The sequence below is a fragment of the Achromobacter anxifer genome (assembly GCF_903652925.1).
Taxonomy (GTDB): domain Bacteria; phylum Pseudomonadota; class Gammaproteobacteria; order Burkholderiales; family Burkholderiaceae_B; genus Achromobacter; species Achromobacter anxifer.
Map to the genome: position 1 here is coordinate 439,126 of NZ_CAHLAR010000004.1, position 18,695 is coordinate 457,820.

The window sequence follows — 18,695 nt, forward strand, 5'->3', positions numbered from 1 at the left end:
CACCATGTTCAAGAAATCCCTGATCGCAGCCCTGGTCCTGGCGGTAGCGCCGCAGATCACCTGGGCCCATGCCCACGTCGGCACGTCCAGCCCGGCCAAGGACGCCGTGGTCAAGACCGCGCCCGCCAGCATCACCTTGACCCTGACCGAGGGCCTGGAGGCGGCGTTCTCGTCGCTCACGCTGCTGGACGCCAGCGGCAAGGTCGTGCCCACGGACAAGTCCGCGCTAGCGCCCGGCGACAACAAGACCCTGGTGCTGCCGCTGGGCAAGGCGCTGCCGGCGGGCGCGTACACCGTGAAGTGGCAGGCGCTGTCCAAGGACGGGCACAAGACCCACGGCTCGTGGTCCTTCACCGTCCAGCCTTGAGTCCAGAGCCCCGATGCTGATTGCCTCCGCGCTGTGCCGGTTCCTGGCCCTGTCTTGCTCGGTGTTTCTGTTCGGCGCCAGCGCCATGCTGGCCCTGAGCGGTTCCCGCGGCCTGAGCCTGGCCATGGAAGCGGCATTGCGGCGATCGCTGCGGGCCGCGGCCGTGGTCGGCGCGCTGGCGGTGCTGTGCCTGCTGCCGCTGCAGGCGGTCAGCATCGCCGAGGACTGGCGGGCGGCCGCGGATCTGGACATGCTGGCGACCGTGGCCTTCCAGACCCGCTACGGGCAAGCCTGGTGCCTGAGGCTGCTAGCCATCCTGCTGTTTCTGGCCGTGATCTTGCGCGCCAATCCTGGCCGGAACCGCCTGCGCGCCCTGGTCGCCGGCGCCGCGCTGCTGCCGCTGGGACTCAGCGGCCACGCGGCGATGGAGGAGGGCTGGACAGGCTGCGCGCACGCGGCCAACGACATGCTGCACAGCCTGGCTGCGGGCTTCTGGCTGGGGTCCTTGCCCGTCTTCCTGCTGCTACTGCGGCAATGGCGGGAACCCGCCCACAGGCCGGACGCGCTGCGCGCACTCATGCGGTTCTCGAATGCCGGACACGTGGCGGTCGTCGTGCTGCTGATCACGGGCGTCGTCAATGCCGCGCTGATCCTGCGAACGGCATCGCCCGACCCGGCTTCCGGCTACCAGCAGGCGCTGGCGGCGAAGGCGCTGCTGGCGCTGGCCATGGTGGCGCTGGCCGTCGTCAACCGCTACCGCTGGGTGCCGCGCCTGCGGGCCGAACCGGAAATAGCACTGCGGCATATCCGCCGCAACACCATCGCCGAGCTGTGGGCGGGGGCCGCCGTGCTGCTGCTGGTGGGTCTGCTGGGACTGTTGCCGCCCCAGTAGCGCAAGGCAGGGCAGCCCGGCACGGAGCCAGCCAGGGCGGACCCGCAAGCAGGTGCGCTGGATCCCGGGCCGTGTCATCATCCGCCTTGCACGACTGACTGTACGCGGCTGGCCTCCAGTGCTGGCGAGCCGCGCCTGACATCACGCGGCCACCTAAGGCGGGGAGTAGACTCCGTGCGACAGGATTGCAGAGGCTCTCGGGTACCCATAAGCCAGGGACTTCGGTCCCGGGCGCAGCGCATCGGACGCCGGGGCGCCTTGCTGGGTTCTTTCCTGTTGCTGCTATGCGCCGGCCTGGCGCGCGCCGAGCCGCCGTCCGAGCCGGACTCCGGCGCCGGCGATGCCGACATGGGCAACTTCCTGTTGACGCAGAACGGCGCCTTGCCGGTACCCGTGATCATCACCGAACCTGCCGTGGGCTATGGCGGCGGGCTGATGCTGCTGTATTTTTCCGAACCCGCGGCGGCTTCCGGCCCGGAAGGCCAGGACCAGAGCGGCCGCAAGCCGCCCCCCAACGTCACGGGCATCGGCGGCATGGCCACCGAAAACGGCACCCGCGGCGCCGCGGCGTTCCACTTCCACAGCTGGGACGCGGACCGCTACCGCTACCTGGGCGCCCTGGCCCAGGGACGAGCCAATCTGGAGTACTACGGCGCCTCCAGCCACGGCCGCAGCTACGAAGTGAAGGGCACCTACCTGATGCAGCAGTTCCTGTTCCGGGTCGCCGACAGCCCCTGGTTCGTCGGGCCCAGCTACAGCTATTTCCGTTCAAGTACTCGCTTCACCGGCACGCCGGCTGGCGAGCTGTCCAAGGCCGAACTGGCGGGACATATCGGCAAGGCCGGCCTGGTGGTGGACTACGACACGCGCGACAACATGTTCTATCCCAACCATGGCACCTATACGGGACTGGAAGCGCAGGCCGCGCGTTCCTGGCTGGGCAGCGACAACTCGTTCGAGAACTACCATGCCCGCGCCTATACCTGGCTGCCTGTCGCGCCGCGCTGGACCCTGGGCTTGCGCGGCGACGGCCAGTTCACGCGCGGCTCGGTGCCGTTCTATGCGCAGCCCTATGTTGACCTGCGCGGCGTCTCGCGCGGCCGCTACCAGGACCGAGACGCCCTCGCATTCGAAGCCGAAATGCGCTGGGACGCCACGCCGCGCTGGTCCATCCTGGGATTCAGCGGCGTGGGCAAGGCCTATGGCAACTGGAAGTCCTTCTCCGAAGCGAGCAATGTCGTCAGCGTGGGCGCGGGCTTCCGCTACCTGATCGCCGCCAAGCTGGGTTTGGCCGTGGGCATAGACGTCGCCCACAGCAAGGACCAGAACGCCTTCTACATCCAGGTCGGGAGCGCGTGGCGCTAGGAAGGGCAACGACCTCAACGACATCCGCATGGGAGTATCGTTGATCACAGCCACCGGAGCACACCATGAACGAGAGTCCCATACTGGAGGCCGGCACCTCCCAACTCGGCAACCTGCTGCAGTTCCTGGACTGGATCGCGGAACGTCCGCGCACCTATGTCCAGACCATGGACGCCTGGCGCAGCTCCTGTCCGCGGCTTTCCGCCTGGGAAGACGCAACCACCAATGGCTTGGTGGACGTGCCGCGCAGCCCGGCCGGCGCCGAAGCCGTGATTGTCCTGACGCCAAAGGGGCAGGCGCTGCTTGCGTCCGCGCGCGGCGCGGCCGCCAATCCCGCATAGCCGCCGGCTTCGCAGGACGAACGCCCGCCTTAGGGCGTCAACGCGCGCCCAGCGCTCCCCGCAACCAGGCCAAGAACGCCTCAGCCTGGCCGTTCATGCGCCGCCCGGCAGCCGGCAGGGCACGCAGACCGTCATCGAACTCGACCGAGCCATAGGGTGCCACCAGCGAGCCCTCGGCCAGTTCGCGCGCGATCAGGCGCGTTTCCACCAGGGCAACACCCAACCCTGACAAGGCCGCTTCGATGCACAGGTGGGTATGCGGAAACTCCAGCACGTCGCCGCGCGCGACGGGCTTGCCGGTCTTGGCTTCCCACTGATCCCAGGCGCTGGACGTGTAGCCGTGGGCGATCCGGGCCTGCTTTTCGGGCGCCAGCCGCGCGCAGGCCGGCACGCAGACCGCAGCGAAGTTCACGGGCGCAAGGAAGATGGCGCGCCGCCGGTCGGCTTCGGTGTAGTGGGACATGTCCCACGCCACCAGCACATCGGCGCCTTCATTGCGGATCTCGCGCGCGGACGTCATCGATAGCCGTATCCGGATATCGGGGTGCAGGCGATAGAACACCGCCAGCTGGGGCACCAGCCAACGCATGGCGAAGGTCGCGCTGCACGCCACGTGCACGCCCGGACCCGCCGCGCTATTGCCCAGGTTCTCATAGGCCCGCTCCAGTTGGTCGAAGGCGGACCGGGTGGCGGCATAGAAATCGGCGGCCGCCGGCGTCATGCGCAAACCGGTGCCGTCCCGTTCGAAGAGTTCCAGGCCCACATCGTCCGCCAACAGCTTGAGGTGCCGGCTGACCGCGCCATGGGTGCGTGCCAGCTCCTCGGCCGCCCGTGTCACCGATCCGGTACGCGCGACTGCCTCGAATGCGCGCAGCGAGGCCAGGGGAGGGAGTTTGCGCATGCGGGTCCTTATGTCAGAAAAACTGGCGAAAGCTCAAAACTAATCGATATTCCGATGCTAGCAGGCTCGGTAGCATTTCCCCAATTTCAAAGCTTGCAGCCCGGCGTCAATCATGGGTGCAGGCGAGTCCATTTCGTTCAATTAACTGACATACCGGAGTCCAGGCACATGCAGATCGTCCATATCCAGGCCCATGAGGCGCTCGACAGCCGCGGCAATCCCACGCTGGAGGTCGAGGTCGAATTGTCGGACGGCGCACGCGGGCTGGCGTTGGTGCCGTCCGGCGCATCCACCGGCAGCCGCGAGGCCTGCGAACGGCGCGACGGCGATCCCGCCCGATTCCGCGGACGCGGCGTTCTGCATGCGGCGCGCAGCGTTAACACCGAGCTGCAGGACCTGTTGAGGGGCATGCGCGCCGACCAGCAGGCGGAGATCGACCTGGCCATGATCGCGCTGGACGGCACGCCCGACAAAAGCCGCATCGGCGCCAACGCCATCCTGGGCGTGTCGCTGGCCGCGGCCCGCGCGGCGGCGGCCAGCCTGCGGCTGCCGCTGTGGCGGCATGTCGGCGGCAGCCAGGCCTGCGTCATGCCTGTACCGATGATCAACGTGCTCAACGGCGGCGCCCATGCCGACAACCCGCTGGACTTCCAGGAATTCATGTTGCTGCCGGTGGGCGCCGCCACCTTCGCCGAAGCCTTGCGCATGGGCGCGGAGGTTTTTCACGCCCTCAAGGACGCGCTCAAGCGCGCCGGCCATTCCGTCAACGTCGGCGACGAGGGCGGCTTCGCGCCCGATCTGCGCACCGCCAACGAGGCGCTGGACTTCCTCATGGTGGCGATCGAACAGGCCGGACTCAGGCCCGGTTCCGACATCGCCCTGGCGCTGGATCCGGCCGCCAGCGAATTCCGCGGGCCAGCCGGCTACGTCTACGTCGGCCAGGACAGGTGCCTGAACACGGAACAGCAGGTCGGCTACCTGGAGGCATTGGTGCGGGACTACCCCATCCTCTCGATCGAGGACGGAATGGCCGAGGACGACCTGGCCGGCTGGCAGAAGCTGACAGCAAGACTGGGCAGCCGCTGCCAACTGGTCGGCGACGACGTGTTCTGCACCAACCCGGCCCTGTTCGAGCAGGGAGTAGCGCAGGGCGTGGGCAACGCCATCCTGGTCAAGGTCAACCAGATCGGCACCCTCACGGAAACCCAGCAGGTCTTGCGCATCGCCAGCCAGAGCGGCTATCGCGTCGTCATGTCGCACCGCTCCGGCGAAACCGAGGACACCAGCATCGCGGACCTGGCGGTGGCGGGCAACTGTGGCTGGATCAAGACGGGCTCCATGTCGCGGTCCGACCGCACGGCCAAATACAATCGCCTGCTCAGGATCGAGCGCGAACTCGGAGCGGCCGCGGTGTATGCAGGCGGTTTGGCGTCTCGGCGGCCCATCCGGCAAGCCTGACCGGACTACACAAGGAAAAACCCATGAAGATCGCCATCGCATCCGACCACGCCGGATACGAACTCAAGGAACAGCTGAAACAGGCGTTTGCCGAGGTGGAATGGCTGGACCTGGGCACCCACAGCCCGGAATCGGTGGACTATCCCGATTTCGGCCATGCCATGGGCGCGGCGATCACCGCGGGCCAGGCCGCGCAAGGCGTGGTGATCTGCGGCTCGGGCATCGGCATTTCGATCGCCGCGAACCGCCATCCGACCGTGCGCGCCGCCTTGTGCGCCAATGCCACCATGGCTCGCCTGAGCCGCCTGCACAACGATGCGAACGTGCTGGCGCTGGGCAGCAGGATCGTCGGCTTCGAGGTGGCGCGCGACTGCCTGGGCGCCTTTCTGGCCACGCCCTTCGAAGGCGGCCGCCATCAAAGGCGCATCGACAAACTGGGCCAGCCTGCCGCGTGATCCGCGACAAGGCCGGTCTGGCCTGTCGCGAAGCGTGACGTCACAAGCTCGATATGCCTGGCCGGACTTCGGCCGGCGCTGCGTTCAGTCCTGCTCGCCCTCGCGCATCTCGTGCAGCGAATAGCGCTCGCCGCAGTCGAGATAGTCTTCGGCGTGAATCAACACCTGATCGGCCGTCAGCAGCACCACGCCGTACTGCGGCTGCTCATGCACGCCCACGATATGGCTCTCGTCCCCGTGCAGATCGAGCGCGACCTGGTGGTTGGTGCCGCGCAGCGTCGAGTAGCCGATACCGCGATAGACACCGCAGATCGGGCGGTGGATGTGGCCGAAGAATACTTGGCGGATGCGCGCCTCGAAGCCGGCGATGGCGGCCAGGAACGGCCCGGTGTCGCGCAGCGAGATGAAGTCCATGCTGCGGATGCCGATCGGAAAGAACGGGTGATGCATGAACAGCAGCACCGGCTTGGCCGACGCCGCCAGTTGTTCGCGCAACCAGGCCGCGCGGTATTCGCAGAAAACGCCCCAGTGCACGCCGGCTTCGTTGGTATCGAGGAACAGCGCCAGGTAATCGCCGAATTCCACCGCATACTGAACGAAACCCTTGGGGTCGCGCCCGACTTGCGGGAAATATTGCTGGAAGTGCTGGCGCCGATCATGATTGCCCAAGATCGGGAACACCGGCATGGTAAGCGGCTCCAGGCATTCGCGCAGGTGCGCATAGGCCTCGGCGTGGCCGTAGTGGGTCAGGTCGCCGGTGATGGCAACGGCATCGGCGTCGGGCTGGCGCGCCAGGATATGGGCCACCGCCTGCTGCAGGCGCTGCTTGGGGTTGGTGCCATACAGATTGCCGGCGTCGGCAACCAGGTGGGTATCGGTGAGATGGATGAACTTCATCGTCGGCCTCACTTCAGCAGCTTCTGCACGTCGCGCGTCATGGCCTCGAGCGCAGCGTCCGGCTTGGCCGACTTGTCGAATACGGTCTGCAGATGGTCGTTGATCACGTCCGTGATCTTCAGGCCGTTTTCGCCCGGGAAGGCATACCAGCCCGTCAGCCACGGCAGCTGGCGCACGGCGGTGTACTGGTTCGGATTGGCGTCGTAGTAACCCTTGAGCTGAGCAGGGTCGTCAACCGGCAGGGTGTTGGCGGGGAAGTAGCCGGTGGCCTTGGTCATGAGAGTGGCGCCCTCGGGGCCGGTGGCGAACTTGATGTATTCCCACGCAGCCTTCTGGCGCTCCGGATCCTTGGTGAACATCATGGCGACGTTGCCGCCGGCCGGCACCCGGGCGCTTTCGCCGTAAGTCGGGAAGAAGCCAGTCACCATCTTGAACTTGCCGCCGATCTGCTTCTCGATGGTCGACAGGCGCGAAGTCGACGACGACAGCACCGCCAGCTTGCCGGTCACGAACAGCTGGGTGGCATCCTTGTATTTGAGGTTCTGCATGGTGCCGTGCTCGACCATGCGGCCCATCTGCGCGATCGACTCGCGGCCTATCGCATCGTCGAAGGCGACCTTGGTCTCGCTCTGGTCCAGCATCCTGCCGCCCTTGGAAAACACCATGGCCTGCCAGAGCCAGTTGCCGGTGATTTCCCAGTCGTAGTGCAGGCCGTTGGTACCGGCGTTGGCCGCGCGCGACTTGTCGGCCGCCGCAATGATGTCATCCCAGGTTTTAGGCAGCGCGTCGGCCTTCACGCCGGCGCGCTCGAGCAGGTCCATGTTGTAGTAGACGATCGGGGTCGAGAGCGAGAAGCCGATGCCGGCCTGTTTGCCGTTGACCTGGCCAAGCGACATCAGCGCCGGACTGTAGCCGCTCTTGTCCCAATCCTTCTCGGCCTTGATGAAGGGCGTGAGATCGACCGCAATATTGCGGTCCACGAACACGCGCTGACGGTTCAGGCCCTGGAATGACACGTCGGCAAGCTGGCGCGTGACGGCATGGCGCAACGCCTGCTGCGCAGCGGCCTCGTACTCGGGCGTGGGTGCGCGGAACTTCACGGTGTAGTCGGGGAACTTTTGCGTGAAGCGCTTGGCTATTTCTTCGTGCACCGAGTTGAATACGTCGGGATAGGGGTAATCAACGATCAGCTCGATCTTGGCGGCCTGGGCGGCATTGCCAATCAGGGCGAGGCCGGCCAGCAGGCCGAACAGCGGTTTGAATTGCATGGGGTTCCTTTCAACCTTTGACACCGGAGAGGGTCACGCCCTCGATGAAGCGCTTCTGCGCCGACAGAAAGAACAACAGCAGGGGCAGGGTGATGATCACCGTGGCTGCCATGAGAGGGCCGAAATCCGTGCCCGCTTCCTCGTTTTTGAAAAACATGGTGCCCAGCGGCGGGGTGGCCAGATCGGTGGTGTTGATCACCAGCAGCGGCCAGAAGTAGTCGTTCCAGTGCCACACCACCGAAAAGATCGAGAAGGCGATCAGTGCAGGCATGGCGGCGGGCATCATCACGCGCCACACCAGTTCGAACTCGCCCATGCCGTCAAGCCGGGCGGCATGGATCAGGTCGTCAGGCACTCCCATGAAGAACTGCCGCATCAGGAAGATGCCGAATGCCGAGGCGATGAAGGGCAAGATCAGCGCCGCGGTCGTGTCGAGCAGGCCGGCGTGGTAAAGCAGAATGTAGAGGGGGATCGCGGTGGCTTGAAACGGAATCATCAGCGATAGCAGCACCAGCCCCCAGGCCAGCCGCTTGCCGCGGAACTTCAGCTTGGCGAAGCAATAGGCCGCCGGCAGCGACACGATGATCTGCAGGATCAGGATGCCGCCGCACACCACGATGCCGTTCCACAGGTAGCGCAGCAGCGGCACCTGGGTCAGCGCGCGGGTGTAATTGTCGACGGCGGCCCATTGGCGGGGAAGCAGGTGAAAGCCATCGCGGAATATCTCGTCGGCCGGCTTGAGAGAGGTTGACAGCATCCACACGAAGGGCAGCAGATAGACCGCGGCGCCTGCCAGCAGCAGCGCGTGGCGCAGCACACGCCAGGACAGCCCGGGTTGCAGGGGATTTTTCATCAGTATCAGGTCCGTTTTTCCATGCCGGCCTGCTGCACCAGCGTGAGCACGAAGATGCACCCCACGAACACCACCACCATGGCCGCCGCATAGCCCATGCGGAAGAAGCCGAAGCCCTCGGCGTAGATGGTGTGCAGCAGCACTTCCGTGGATTTGTTGGGGCCGCCCTGGGTCAGAGCATGCACGGTGTCGAACACCTGCAGCGAGCGGATACCGCATACGGTAACCACGAACAGCATGGTCGGACCCAGCATGGGCAGCGTAAGGCGCAGCAGCCGGTCAAGCGGATGGCGCATGCCGTCGAGCAGGCTGGCGTGGCGTAGTTCGGCCGGGATGTTTTTCAGGCCCGCCAGGAACATCACCAGCGCCAGGCCCGACATCTGCCAGATGCCGATGGCGGCCAGCGCGGGCAGGGCCAGGTCATAGTCTTTCAGCCAGTTGCGCGGCTCGGCGCCGAACCAGCCCAGCACGTGGTTGAGAAAACCCACCGAGGGATGCATCAGGAATTGCCATACCACCGCCATCGCGATGAGGGTGGAGGCGACCGGCATGAAGAACGCGGTGCGGTAGAAGCCGCGCCAGGTGTCGTGCGACTCGATCAACAGCGCCACGGCCAGGCCTATCGCGATCGAACCCACCGACACGACCACAAGGTAGTAGACGGTATTGGCGAAGCTTTTGCGGAAGGTTGTGTCGTTCCACAGGTCGGCGTAGTTGCCCAGTCCGATCCAGTTCCAGCTCGCGGCGCCGAACTGCCAGTCGGTGAGCGACATGAGAGCCACCACCATCAGCGGCAACACCAGCAGCAGCAGGGTCAGCACCAGGCTGGGTCCGAGCAGCAGCGTCAGTTGCAAAGGCTTGATGCGCATCACGGCTCCTAGGCGGCCAGCGACAGCGCACGCTGGCCGTCGGCGAGGCTGTGGCCGGCGGTGTCGAACGCGTGCCACGCCGCTAGCGGCACGTAGACGCGCAGCGCCTCGCCGCTGTGAATGCGTGTGCCGGCGGGCAGCACCACCACGACCTTCTCGGCGCCCGCGGTCTGCAGCGTCACCATGCAATCGGCGCCCGTGAACTCCACCAGTTGCACCTGGCCGCTCACCGCCAGCGCGTCGCGCATCTGGACTAGTGTGGCGGCATGCGGGCGAAACGCCAGCCGCGCGCTACGGGCCGGAAAGTGCGGTTCGATGGCCTGCTCCTGCAATGCGGCGCGGCCGGCGCCGTCGCGGCCCACGGTAAGGAAGTTGATGCGAGGCGCCCCGACGAAGGCGGCAACGTCGGCGTGATGTGGCGCGTGGTAGATCTCCTGCGGCGTGCCCAGCTGCAGGATATGGCCACCCCTCATTACGGCCACGCGATCCGACATCGACATGGCCTCGTGCTGGTCGTGGGTAACGTAGACGAAGGTCACGCCAAGCTGGTCGTGCAGCTGGCGGATCTCGCCGCGCAGCGACTGGCGCAGATTGGCGTCGAGATTGGAGAGCGGCTCGTCGAACAGGAACAGCGAGGGCCGGCGCACCATCGCGCGAGCCAATGCCACGCGCTGGCGCTGGCCCCCCGAGAGCTGGGCCGGCTTGCGCGCCCAGAGATGGTCGATGCCGAGGACGCCGGCCACGTGGCGGCCCTGTTCCTGCGCGTCGCGCATGCGGCGGCGGATGCCCGGGCTGAGCCAGCGCGCGCCCGGCAGGCGCTGCGCGAAGTTGAGGGAACGCATGTAGAGCGGAGTGCAGATGTTGTCGCCCACGCTCATGTGCGGGTAGAGCGCATACGACTGGAACACCATGGCGCAGTCGCGTTCGCTGGGCGACTGCGCCAGGATGTCGGTACCGCCTTTGCGCAGCGTGCCGCTGTCGGGCATTTCCAACCCGGCCAGCAGCTTGAGCAGCGTGGACTTGCCGCAACCCGAGGCGCCCAGCAGGGTCAGGAACTCGCCATCGCGGATGGTCAGCGAGAGACGGTCGAGCACAGTCGTGCCGCCGTAGGACTTGCTTATCTGATCGAGGACGATGTCAGTCATCTTCTTTCTCAAGGATGCGGGCGGACTGCGACGCGATCCACCGCGTCAGGTCGCCGGCATGGTCGTAGGTGAATACTGCGGGAGTGAGGTCACCCGTCTGGGCGTGGTAGCCGCCGCGATGGGCGGCGAAATCAACGCAGGCCGCCAGCGCACAGCGCGCGTCGACCAGGGAATCGCCCACAAACAGGGCCTCCTCGGCGCAATGGCCGAGTCGTTCGAGCGTGGCCAGCAGCGGCGCGCTATCGGGCTTGGCGGGCAGACCGTCGTCGAGACAATGGATATGGCTGAAATGCGTGCGCCATCCTTGGTGCGCCAACAGGAGCAGGGTGGACGCGCGGTTGCGGTTGGTACACAAGGCCAGCGTATGGCCGGCTGCGCGCAGACCAGCCAGCAGGGCGCCGGCGCCGGCGTAGGGCGTGGCCGTGACCAGTGTGTGATCGTCATAGTGGCGTGACATCGCCGCGAGCAGCGCAGGGCGCGCCGCGTCCTCGCGACCGGCAATTTGCGTGGCGGCCAGGTCGAACATAGGGCCGATGCCCAGGTTCAGTGCCCGGCGTAGCGCCGCCGGGTCCAGGCCAGGGGCCCCGGCAGGGGCCACGGCGTGCACGGCCGCCAGCAGACTGGGCCAGGTATCGAGCAGTGTTCCGTCGAGATCAAAAACGATCGCCGGGTAGGGAGTGAAGGTCGTCATGCCCGGCACTTTACTGATCGAATGTGACGTCAATATGAACACTATCGGCTATAAAAGATCATTATCGATCATTGTGATTTGTCAAAATTCGGGACGTGCTTGCGTGATATGGTGAGCGCCCCGGGCCCGATAACGATCAAATATGCTCAAAGCCGAACGTCAACAGCGCATCCTGGCGCTCATGCAGGAAACCAACGTCGTGACCGTGCGCGATCTGGCGCAGGCTTTTTCGACCTCGCCCATCACCATCCGGCGCGATTTGCTCGAACTGGGCGACAAGGGTCTGCTGGCGCGCACCCATGGCGGCGCGCTGGCCTCGCACGAAGTGCTGGCCGAGGGCAATGCGCGCTATGAGATGTACAGCTATGCCGAACGGCACAATCAGCAGTCGGCCGAGAAGGCGGCGATCGCGGAGTGCGCGGCGCAGTACATCTCCGATGGCGACAGCATCCTGATCAACGCCGGCACCACGGCACACGCGCTGGCCCTGGCCCTGCGCGGCCACCAGGATCTGCACGTCATCACCAACGGCCTCTCCGTGGCCGCGGCGGCCGGGCAGAGCCGGCTGGCGTATGTGTATGTGCTGGCGGGCCGTCTCGACACGCGCAAGCAGGCCACCATCGAGCGCGCCGATAACGACACGCTAAGCGGCATCCAGATCCGGGAGGCATTTCTAGGGGTGCATGCGGTGTCTGCTGCCGGCATTTTCATGCGCGACAGCGAGGATGGAGCCATGAACCGCGCTTTCATCGCGGCGGCGAGCCGTACCACCGTAATGGCCGACCATACCAAGCTCAAGGCGCACGCCAGTTTCCGCGTGGGCGCCTGGCAGGCGGGGCAGCGCCTGATTACCGATCCGGCGGCCGACCCCGAGGTTGTGGCCGCGATCCGCGCCCAAGGCGTGGAAGTGGTGATCAGCGCCTAGATGGCGCTTTGCTTCATCCGGCTCGACAGCGCGGCCGCAGTCTCCTTGCGTTCGCTGTAGCGATCGACAAGGTAGGGCGCCGCATCCCGCGTGAGTAAGGTGAACTTCATCAGCTCCTCAACCACGTCCACGACTCGATCGTAGTAAGGGGAGGGCTTCATGCGTCCCGCATCGTCGAACTCCTGGTAAGCCTTGGCTACCGACGATTGATTGGGGATCGTCAACATACGCATCCAGCGGCCCAGGATTCGCATCTGATTCACCGCATTGAAGGACTGCGATCCGCCTGAAACCTGCATGACCGCCAGCGTCTTGCCCTGGGTTGGACGCACGGCACCCACCGACAAGGGGATCCAGTCAATCTGCGTCTTCATCAACCCCGTCATCGCGCCATGACGCTCGGGCGAGCTCCAGACCATGCCTTCCGCCCATTGAACCAGTTCGTGAAGCTCGCGAACCTTGGGATGATCCTGCGTGGCGTCATCGACCAGCGGCAGGCCGGACGGGTTGAACAGGCGCGTCTCGCCGCCCAGCGCCTCGAGCAGACGAGCAGCTTCCTCGGCGACCAGGCGGCTGTAGGAACGCTCACGCAACGATCCATACAGCAGCAGGAAGCGCGGCGCATGCGTGGCCCGCTCAGGAGAGAACAGCTCGGTCGGGTTCGGCTTTTCAAACAAGGACGGATCGATATTCGGCAAATCGGCGAGCAACTCAGACACGATTTCCCTCGGCATTGCGAATCAAATTGCGGGACGGCCCGCAGGCCGGGTTGCGATAAATCGTGATGGGACTCATGAAACACCTCTGTTGATACAAAATTCAAACCGGGCCAACGCATCAGTTCCGCGTGGCGCCGGCGTCGTACCAGCCTTTGCTCCGATTGACGATCCGCACGACGAGCAACATCACGGGCACCTCGATGAGCACGCCGACGACCGTCGCCAGTGCAGCGCCGGACTGGAAACCAAACAGGCTGATCGCGGCGGCAACGGCAAGTTCAAAGAAATTGGATGCGCCGATCAGCGCGGACGGGCACGCAATGCTGTGCTTCTCGCCGACTCGGCGATTGAGCCAGTACGCCAGGCCCGAGTTGAAGAACACCTGGATAAGAATGGGCACGGCCAGCATCGCGATCACCAGCGGCTGTCCGATGATGGCTTCGCCCTGGAACGCGAAGAGCAGTACCAGCGTCAGCAGCAGCGCGGCCATCGAGAACGGCCCGATTCGCTCCAGCGCTGCTTCAAACGCCGCCTGGCCGCGGCGAAGCAGCGCCCGACGCCAGAGCTGGGCAAGAATGACCGGAATCACGATGTAGAGCCCGACGGATACCAAGAGCGTGTCCCATGGCACGGTGATGGCCGATAGACCCAACAGCAGTCCAACCACGGGTGCGAAGGCGAACACCATGATTGTGTCGTTCAGCGCCACCTGGGACAGCGTGAAAACCGGATCGCCGCCGGTCAAGCGGCTCCAGACGAAAACCATGGCAGTACAAGGCGCCGCGGCCAGGAGTATCAGGCCGGCGATATAGCTATCCAGCTGATCGGCGGGCAGCCATGGGGAAAAAACCTGGCGGATGAAAAGCCACCCCAGAAACGCCATCGAGAACGGCTTGACGGCCCAGTTGATGAACAGCGTCACGCCGATGCCGCGCCAATGCTGCCTGACCTGGCCTAGCGCGCCGAAGTCCACCTTGAGCAGCATCGGAATGATCATCACCCAGATCAGGATCCCAACAGGCAGGTTGACCTGGGCGACTTCCAGGCGGCCAATCGCCTGGAACAACGTCGGCATAAGCTGTCCAAGCGTCACCCCCAGGACGATGCAGAGGAAGACCCACAACGTCAGGTAGCGCTCGAAAATACTCATCCCGGGGCGCTGGCGCGGGGCCGTCGCCGCCTGTGTGCTCGACGACATTGGCTTACTCCCGGGACTGACCAATGCCGCGCAGTTCGGCCTGGAGCGACATGGCATCGAGGCGCTCAAGGGGCAAAGACAGGAAGAGTTCGATACGGCGCTTGAGCATGCGCGCAGCATCGTGGAAGGCCTTGAGGCGCTCTTCCTCGTTTCCTTCATGCGCTGCTGGATCCGGCACGCCCCAATGCGCCGTCATCGGATGACCCGGCCATACCGGGCAGACTTCACCCGCCGCGTTGTCGCACACCGTGATGATGAAATCCATCTTCGGGGCATCCGGGGTAGCGAACTCGTCCCAACTCTTGCTCCGGTACCCCTCCGCGGGCAGCGAATAGGATTTGAGGGTGGCGAGAGCTAGCGGGTGGACCTCGCCCTTGGGAATGCTACCGGCCGAGTACGCCCGAAACCGGTCAGCGCCCAGGCCGTTAAGCAGCCCTTCGGCCAGGATGGAACGCGCGGAATTACCGGTGCAAAGAAAGAGCACATTGAATGGGGAGTGCGACATGGGATTTCCTGACAGCAGCGGGTGGTGGAGTTTGTTCTTTGGAGAGCAGCGACGGCATCGACGTGCAAATAGACGTGAAACCGCCATACGGAGAACGCCTGCTTAGCACGTCGTGCAGGCAGCGGGATTGGAAGCCTCGCAGGGCGTTCCTTGGCAGCAGTGCTCGGTGAGGTATCCAAGCAAGCCATTCATCCGGGAGAAATCGGCGCGATAGATCAGGTTGCGTCCTTGTTGCTCGACGCTTACCAAGCCCGCATGCGCGAGTTCCTTCAGATGGAAGGACAAGGTATTGCGGGCAACGCCGAGCTGTTCGGCCAGGACGCTGGGCATGAGTCCAGGCGGGCCGGCCACAACGAGGGCGCGGAAAGTTCGCAAACGTTGGGGATGGGCAAGAGCGCCCAGGGCTGAAATGGCTTGGTCTTCATTCATGAATCGATAATACAACGATTATTGAATTATTTAGACCGAAATCCCGAGTACTTGAGCGTCTTGAAGGGATTGAGTCTCCATAAATTGAAGAGTACGCTACATAAATGTAGATTACGCTACGTTTTCATGGACCGTAGATGAGCTGGTTGACCCTGATCCTTTCGATGCCCACCGAGAATGCGACGGCACGCATGCGTGCTTGGCGCGCACTGAAATCATGTGGCGCCGCCGTGTTACGCGATGGCGTCTATCTGTTGCCGTCGCTGGAGCGGACCCGGGAAACCCTGAGCGCGATCGCTCACGACGTGGAAGGGAGCGGAGGCACGGCCTATCTGGCCGACACCGAGTTTCGTAATGACGACTCCATACGGCTCAAGGAACTTTTCGACCGTTCGGCAGATTACGGCGAGTTCATGAAGAAGAGCATCGAGCCGATTCGGGCAGCCCTGTCCACTGAAACCGCCATGGATACGTTGAAGCAATTGCGCAAGCTCCGTAAGGTCTACGCGCAACTGGCCGAAATTGACTTCTTTCCTGGCGAGGCGCAGCGCCAGGCTGATGCCGCTTTGCTTGAACTGGAGGAGGGCGCCAATCGCGCACTCTCTCCGGACGAGCCGCATTCCGTCGATGGAGCCATCGTCCGATTACTTGCTGACGACTACCAGGGCCGGACCTGGGCAACGCGTGCGCGCCCTTGGGTGGACCGACTTGCGAGCGCTTGGCTGATTCGGCGCCGCATTGATCGGAATGCTCGGATCCTGTGGCTCGCATCACCTGGCGAGTGCCCAGAGAACGCTCTGGGGTTCGACTTCGATGGCGCGAGGTTTTCCCATGTAGGCGCAAAGGTAACGTTCGAAAACCTGGTCACCGCCTTCGGCTTGCAAAGCAGAGGCTTGGACCGGCTGGGTGCCATCGTTCACTTCCTGGACATCGGTGGCGTTCAGCCTCCGGAGGCAGCCGGAGTGGAGCAGGTCCTGGCTGGCCTGCGGGCAACGATTGCAGACGACGATCAGCTCCTGGCGCTCGCCAGCGGAGTCTTCGATGGGCTCCTGGCCAGCTTCGAGAAGGAGGGCAGGGCATGAACACGCAAATCCAGGACACTGCCATCCCTATTGGCGAGCCCGCTGAAAAGCCGCTCGAGCGACCTCAACCGGTCAGCTTCCGGCAGGCGTTCTGGTTCTGGTTGAAGCTGGGGTTCATCAGCTTCGGAGGCCCGGCGGGACAGATTGCCATCATGCACACCGAACTGGTCGAGCGCCGGCGCTGGATTAGCGAACGACGATTCCTGCATGCCCTCAACTACTGCATGCTGCTGCCCGGGCCAGAGGCACAGCAACTCGCAACCTACATCGGGTGGTTGCTGCATCGGACGTGGGGTGGGGTAGTCGCGGGCGGGCTGTTTGTCCTGCCATCGCTGTTCATCCTGATCAGCCTGTCCTGGGTCTACGTCGCTTGGGGCGACGTGCCCGTCATCGCCGGATTGTTCTATGGCATCAAGCCAGCGGTGACCGCCATCGTTCTACACGCCGCCCATCGCATAGGGTCGCGCGCGCTGAAGAACCCCGTTCTCTGGAGCATTGCAGGCGCGGCGTTCGTTGCGATCTTCGCAATGGAATTGCCGTTCCCGCTGATTGTCGCAATCGCGGCATTGATCGGCTTCGTTGGAGGCAGGAGATGGCCAGAATGCTTCCAGGTTGGTTCGCGTCACGGATCGAGTTCGCAAGGCTACGGCCCGGCATTGGTTGACGACGACACACCCTCGCCAACACACGCCCGTTTTCGCTGGAGCCGCTTGATCTGGATTGTGGCAGCTGGTGCGGCGCTCTGGGCCGCGCCAATGGCAATACTCACCGCAATCTATGGATGGCAGGGCGCGTACACCCAGATGGGGTGGTTCTTCACCAAGGCCGCCTACCTGACATTCGGTGGAGCGTACGCCGTGCTGCCATACATCTATCAAGGTGCAGTCGATCATTATGGATGGCTGACGCCCATCCAGATGATCGACGGACTGGCTCTTGGAGAAACCACCCCGGGTCCATTGATCATGGTTGTGGCTTTCGTCGGATTCGTGGGCGGATACGCGCATGGTTTGCTTGGCCCGGAACACCTGTTCATAGCAGGAGCCCTCGCAGCCACCATCGTGACCTGGTTCACGTTCTTGCCGTCGTTCCTGTTCATCCTCGCTGGCGGGCCATTGGTTGAAGCCACTAAAGAGGATTTGAAATTCACCGCGCCACTGACGGCCATTACGGCCGCTGTCGTTGGCGTCATCCTGAACCTGGCTGTGTTCTTCGGCTATCACGTCTTATGGCCGAAAGGATTGGCGGGACACTTTGACTGGGGCTCAGCGCTGATTGCGTTGGGCGCCGCGGCCGCGCTGTTCAGGTTCAAGCGCGGTGTTATCGAGGTCATTGCGGCCTGCGCCGTCATAGGCCTCCTGCTCAAGCTTGCCCTATGAGGTGGCATCATGAAATGGATCACTCGCGAACACCCGAAGATCGACCGGATCGCCTGTCCTTGGCTTATCAGCCGCTATATCGACAAGGAGCCGGAATTCCTGTTCGTCGCTCCGGAGCGCGTTTTGGAAGAAGCCAAGACTACCGGGGCGACTCCCTATGATGTCCCGGGAGTCACGCTTACCCATGTTGGCGAAAAGTGCAGCTTCGATGCCTTCCTGGATCGATATGGCCTGGATGACCCCGGTTTGCAGGATCTTGCCGTCATTATTCGGGGAGCCGACACCGACAGGTTGGAACTGGCGCCGCAGAGCGCCGGGCTCCTCGCCGTATCTCTGGGCTTGTCGCGGAATTTTCCGGACGATCATCAAATGTTGAGGCACGGCATGATTGTGTACGACGCGCTCTACGCGTGGTGCCGCCATGCCCGGGGTGAGACGCATACCTGGAGCTATGCCGCCCATCAATAGGGGAAAGGGCTAAGGCTACTTATTGGGATGTTTCAGGAAAGATCCGTTGTTCGACCGGATCTTTTACTTTACATAATAAACATTATGCGTATTTTAACCATGGAAGAGAGGCGCCCTCAGGCGCCATCTCCAAACCAGCCGCGTTCAGTCCGCCAGCTCACGCATTTCTGGCTATTGCGCCCCGGTCGCCTTGGCCACGTACGCCGCCAAGACTTCGATTTCCTTATCCGATAGTGTCGTATAAGCCGGCATCTGCCCGATGCCATTGCGGATGGCCGTCTCCACCCGCGCGGCGTCTGGCTTGATCTCGTCGAGCTTCGGACCGATGGCTCCGCTGGACTGCGCGTCGTCCAAGGTATGGCACAGCGCACAGGCCGGCGTCGCGTTCACGAACAAGGCGCGGCCCGCCTCCATGTCGGGTTCGGCGGCCTGCGCGCCGCCGTACAAACTTGCGCCCATCAGGCCGGTGCAAAGCGCGCGCTTCCAGG

22 protein-coding genes are annotated in these 18,695 nt (G+C 64.2%); 10 read left to right on the forward strand and 12 right to left on the reverse strand.

What is annotated here, in order from left to right:
• Positions 1-4 precede the first annotated feature (4 nt).
• The 4 genes from copC to HWY37_RS15095 all read left to right on the forward strand — a co-directional run bounded on the left by copC (position 5) and on the right by HWY37_RS15095 (position 2,965).
• Positions 5-367 (forward strand): copper homeostasis periplasmic binding protein CopC, encoded by a 363-nt coding sequence (copC, locus tag HWY37_RS15080; protein ID WP_175206521.1) that lies wholly within the window; start codon positions 5-7, stop codon positions 365-367.
• A 13-nt stretch (positions 368-380) separates the two neighbouring features.
• Positions 381-1,259: a copper homeostasis membrane protein CopD gene (copD, locus tag HWY37_RS15085; RefSeq protein ID WP_175206520.1), complete on the forward strand. Its 879-nt coding sequence runs from the start codon at positions 381-383 to the stop codon at positions 1,257-1,259.
• 258 nt (positions 1,260-1,517) lie between these two features.
• Complete coding sequence (locus tag HWY37_RS15090; RefSeq protein WP_175206519.1) at positions 1,518-2,624, forward strand: BamA/TamA family outer membrane protein; 1,107 nt, start codon at positions 1,518-1,520, stop codon at positions 2,622-2,624.
• 65 nt (positions 2,625-2,689) lie between these two features.
• Positions 2,690-2,965: a hypothetical protein gene (locus HWY37_RS15095; RefSeq protein ID WP_176088944.1), complete on the forward strand. Its 276-nt coding sequence runs from the start codon at positions 2,690-2,692 to the stop codon at positions 2,963-2,965.
• 37 nt (positions 2,966-3,002) lie between these two features.
• Here HWY37_RS15095 and HWY37_RS15100 read toward each other — a convergent pair whose 3' ends face one another.
• Entirely contained in the window at positions 3,003-3,866 is an 864-nt protein-coding gene (locus HWY37_RS15100) for a LysR substrate-binding domain-containing protein (RefSeq protein WP_175206517.1), read from the reverse strand.
• A gap of 168 nt (positions 3,867-4,034) precedes the next feature.
• Between HWY37_RS15100 and eno the strand changes: the two genes are divergently transcribed.
• Entirely contained in the window at positions 4,035-5,324 is a 1,290-nt protein-coding gene (gene eno / locus HWY37_RS15105) for a phosphopyruvate hydratase (RefSeq protein WP_176088945.1), read from the forward strand.
• Between the two features lie 23 nt (positions 5,325-5,347).
• On the forward strand, positions 5,348-5,779 hold the full coding sequence (gene rpiB, locus HWY37_RS15110; protein WP_176088946.1) for a ribose 5-phosphate isomerase B: 432 nt from the start codon (positions 5,348-5,350) through the stop codon (positions 5,777-5,779).
• 84 nt (positions 5,780-5,863) lie between these two features.
• Here rpiB and HWY37_RS15115 read toward each other — a convergent pair whose 3' ends face one another.
• From HWY37_RS15115 to HWY37_RS15140, 6 genes are read right to left on the reverse strand one after another with little or no spacing between them, the layout of a single operon-like run.
• Positions 5,864-6,676 (reverse strand): phosphodiesterase, encoded by an 813-nt coding sequence (locus HWY37_RS15115; RefSeq protein ID WP_176088947.1) that lies wholly within the window; start codon positions 6,674-6,676, stop codon positions 5,864-5,866.
• A gap of 8 nt (positions 6,677-6,684) precedes the next feature.
• On the reverse strand, positions 6,685-7,944 hold the full coding sequence (locus HWY37_RS15120) for an ABC transporter substrate-binding protein (protein WP_176088948.1): 1,260 nt from the start codon (positions 7,942-7,944) through the stop codon (positions 6,685-6,687).
• A gap of 10 nt (positions 7,945-7,954) precedes the next feature.
• On the reverse strand, positions 7,955-8,797 hold the full coding sequence (locus HWY37_RS15125) for a carbohydrate ABC transporter permease (protein WP_175206512.1): 843 nt from the start codon (positions 8,795-8,797) through the stop codon (positions 7,955-7,957).
• A 5-nt stretch (positions 8,798-8,802) separates the two neighbouring features.
• Positions 8,803-9,666: a carbohydrate ABC transporter permease gene (locus HWY37_RS15130; protein ID WP_175206511.1), complete on the reverse strand. Its 864-nt coding sequence runs from the start codon at positions 9,664-9,666 to the stop codon at positions 8,803-8,805.
• Positions 9,667-9,674: 8 nt separating this feature from the next.
• Positions 9,675-10,811, reverse strand: coding sequence for an ABC transporter ATP-binding protein (locus HWY37_RS15135; protein ID WP_176088949.1), 1,137 nt, complete (start codon positions 10,809-10,811; stop codon positions 9,675-9,677).
• Positions 10,804-11,502, reverse strand: a complete 699-nt coding sequence (locus HWY37_RS15140) for an HAD family hydrolase (RefSeq protein ID WP_175206509.1) — start codon at positions 11,500-11,502, stop codon at positions 10,804-10,806. The genes HWY37_RS15135 and HWY37_RS15140 overlap by 8 nt, the downstream gene beginning before the upstream one ends.
• A 142-nt stretch (positions 11,503-11,644) precedes the next feature.
• Between HWY37_RS15140 and HWY37_RS15145 the strand changes: the two genes are divergently transcribed.
• A complete protein-coding gene (locus HWY37_RS15145; protein WP_175206508.1) occupies positions 11,645-12,427 on the forward strand; it encodes a DeoR/GlpR family DNA-binding transcription regulator in 783 nt (260 codons plus the stop codon).
• Here the strand turns inward: HWY37_RS15145 and arsH are convergent.
• The 4 genes from arsH to HWY37_RS15165 form a co-directional block, all read right to left on the reverse strand.
• Positions 12,424-13,146: an arsenical resistance protein ArsH gene (gene arsH, locus HWY37_RS15150; protein ID WP_246302308.1), complete on the reverse strand. Its 723-nt coding sequence runs from the start codon at positions 13,144-13,146 to the stop codon at positions 12,424-12,426. The genes HWY37_RS15145 and arsH overlap by 4 nt on opposite strands.
• 118 nt (positions 13,147-13,264) lie before the next feature.
• A complete protein-coding gene (gene arsB / locus HWY37_RS15155) occupies positions 13,265-14,344 on the reverse strand; it encodes an ACR3 family arsenite efflux transporter (RefSeq protein WP_175206506.1) in 1,080 nt (359 codons plus the stop codon).
• 4 nt (positions 14,345-14,348) lie between these two features.
• Positions 14,349-14,849, reverse strand: coding sequence for an arsenate reductase ArsC (locus HWY37_RS15160; RefSeq protein WP_175206505.1), 501 nt, complete (start codon positions 14,847-14,849; stop codon positions 14,349-14,351).
• A 102-nt stretch (positions 14,850-14,951) separates the two neighbouring features.
• Entirely contained in the window at positions 14,952-15,278 is a 327-nt protein-coding gene (locus HWY37_RS15165) for an ArsR/SmtB family transcription factor (protein WP_175206504.1), read from the reverse strand.
• A 137-nt stretch (positions 15,279-15,415) separates the two neighbouring features.
• Between HWY37_RS15165 and HWY37_RS15170 the strand changes: the two genes are divergently transcribed.
• From HWY37_RS15170 to HWY37_RS15180, 3 genes are read left to right on the forward strand one after another with little or no spacing between them, the layout of a single operon-like run.
• Positions 15,416-16,360 carry a chromate resistance protein ChrB domain-containing protein gene (locus HWY37_RS15170; protein ID WP_175206503.1) on the forward strand — a complete coding sequence of 315 codons (945 nt, stop codon included), beginning with the start codon at positions 15,416-15,418 and terminating at the stop codon, positions 16,358-16,360.
• Entirely contained in the window at positions 16,357-17,739 is a 1,383-nt protein-coding gene (gene chrA / locus HWY37_RS15175) for a chromate efflux transporter (RefSeq protein WP_176088951.1), read from the forward strand. The genes HWY37_RS15170 and chrA overlap by 4 nt, the downstream gene beginning before the upstream one ends.
• A gap of 9 nt (positions 17,740-17,748) precedes the next feature.
• On the forward strand, positions 17,749-18,207 hold the full coding sequence (locus HWY37_RS15180; protein WP_175206501.1) for a chromate resistance protein ChrB domain-containing protein: 459 nt from the start codon (positions 17,749-17,751) through the stop codon (positions 18,205-18,207).
• Between the two features lie 171 nt (positions 18,208-18,378).
• Here the strand turns inward: HWY37_RS15180 and sorU are convergent, their stop codons facing one another.
• Complete coding sequence (gene sorU, locus HWY37_RS15185) at positions 18,379-18,666, reverse strand: SorU family sulfite dehydrogenase c-type cytochrome subunit (RefSeq protein WP_246302309.1); 288 nt, start codon at positions 18,664-18,666, stop codon at positions 18,379-18,381.
• Positions 18,667-18,695: the final 29 nt, after the last annotated feature.

Excerpts from the sequence above, each read along its gene's own strand:
- HWY37_RS15165 (WP_175206504.1), bottom strand. The coding sequence starts at position 15,278 with ATGAATGAAGACCAAGCCATTTCAGCCCTGGGCGCTCTTGCCCATCCC.
- copC (WP_175206521.1), top strand. The coding sequence starts at position 5 with ATGTTCAAGAAATCCCTGATCGCAGCCCTGGTCCTGGCGGTAGCGCCG.
- rpiB (WP_176088946.1), top strand. The coding sequence starts at position 5,348 with ATGAAGATCGCCATCGCATCCGACCACGCCGGATACGAACTCAAGGAA.
- HWY37_RS15100 (WP_175206517.1), bottom strand. The coding sequence starts at position 3,866 with ATGCGCAAACTCCCTCCCCTGGCCTCGCTGCGCGCATTCGAGGCAGTC.
- sorU (WP_246302309.1), bottom strand. The coding sequence starts at position 18,666 with ATGGGCGCAAGTTTGTACGGCGGCGCGCAGGCCGCCGAACCCGACATG.
- HWY37_RS15145 (WP_175206508.1), top strand. The coding sequence starts at position 11,645 with ATGCTCAAAGCCGAACGTCAACAGCGCATCCTGGCGCTCATGCAGGAA.
- HWY37_RS15180 (WP_175206501.1), top strand. The coding sequence starts at position 17,749 with ATGAAATGGATCACTCGCGAACACCCGAAGATCGACCGGATCGCCTGT.
- HWY37_RS15160 (WP_175206505.1), bottom strand. The coding sequence starts at position 14,849 with ATGTCGCACTCCCCATTCAATGTGCTCTTTCTTTGCACCGGTAATTCC.
- HWY37_RS15140 (WP_175206509.1), bottom strand. The coding sequence starts at position 11,502 with ATGACGACCTTCACTCCCTACCCGGCGATCGTTTTTGATCTCGACGGA.
- HWY37_RS15095 (WP_176088944.1), top strand. The coding sequence starts at position 2,690 with ATGAACGAGAGTCCCATACTGGAGGCCGGCACCTCCCAACTCGGCAAC.
- copD (WP_175206520.1), top strand. The coding sequence starts at position 381 with ATGCTGATTGCCTCCGCGCTGTGCCGGTTCCTGGCCCTGTCTTGCTCG.
- HWY37_RS15120 (WP_176088948.1), bottom strand. The coding sequence starts at position 7,944 with ATGCAATTCAAACCGCTGTTCGGCCTGCTGGCCGGCCTCGCCCTGATT.
- HWY37_RS15170 (WP_175206503.1), top strand. The coding sequence starts at position 15,416 with ATGAGCTGGTTGACCCTGATCCTTTCGATGCCCACCGAGAATGCGACG.
- HWY37_RS15125 (WP_175206512.1), bottom strand. The coding sequence starts at position 8,797 with ATGAAAAATCCCCTGCAACCCGGGCTGTCCTGGCGTGTGCTGCGCCAC.
- HWY37_RS15115 (WP_176088947.1), bottom strand. The coding sequence starts at position 6,676 with ATGAAGTTCATCCATCTCACCGATACCCACCTGGTTGCCGACGCCGGC.
- eno (WP_176088945.1), top strand. The coding sequence starts at position 4,035 with ATGCAGATCGTCCATATCCAGGCCCATGAGGCGCTCGACAGCCGCGGC.
- HWY37_RS15135 (WP_176088949.1), bottom strand. The coding sequence starts at position 10,811 with ATGACTGACATCGTCCTCGATCAGATAAGCAAGTCCTACGGCGGCACG.
- arsB (WP_175206506.1), bottom strand. The coding sequence starts at position 14,344 with ATGTCGTCGAGCACACAGGCGGCGACGGCCCCGCGCCAGCGCCCCGGG.
- HWY37_RS15130 (WP_175206511.1), bottom strand. The coding sequence starts at position 9,666 with ATGCGCATCAAGCCTTTGCAACTGACGCTGCTGCTCGGACCCAGCCTG.
- chrA (WP_176088951.1), top strand. The coding sequence starts at position 16,357 with ATGAACACGCAAATCCAGGACACTGCCATCCCTATTGGCGAGCCCGCT.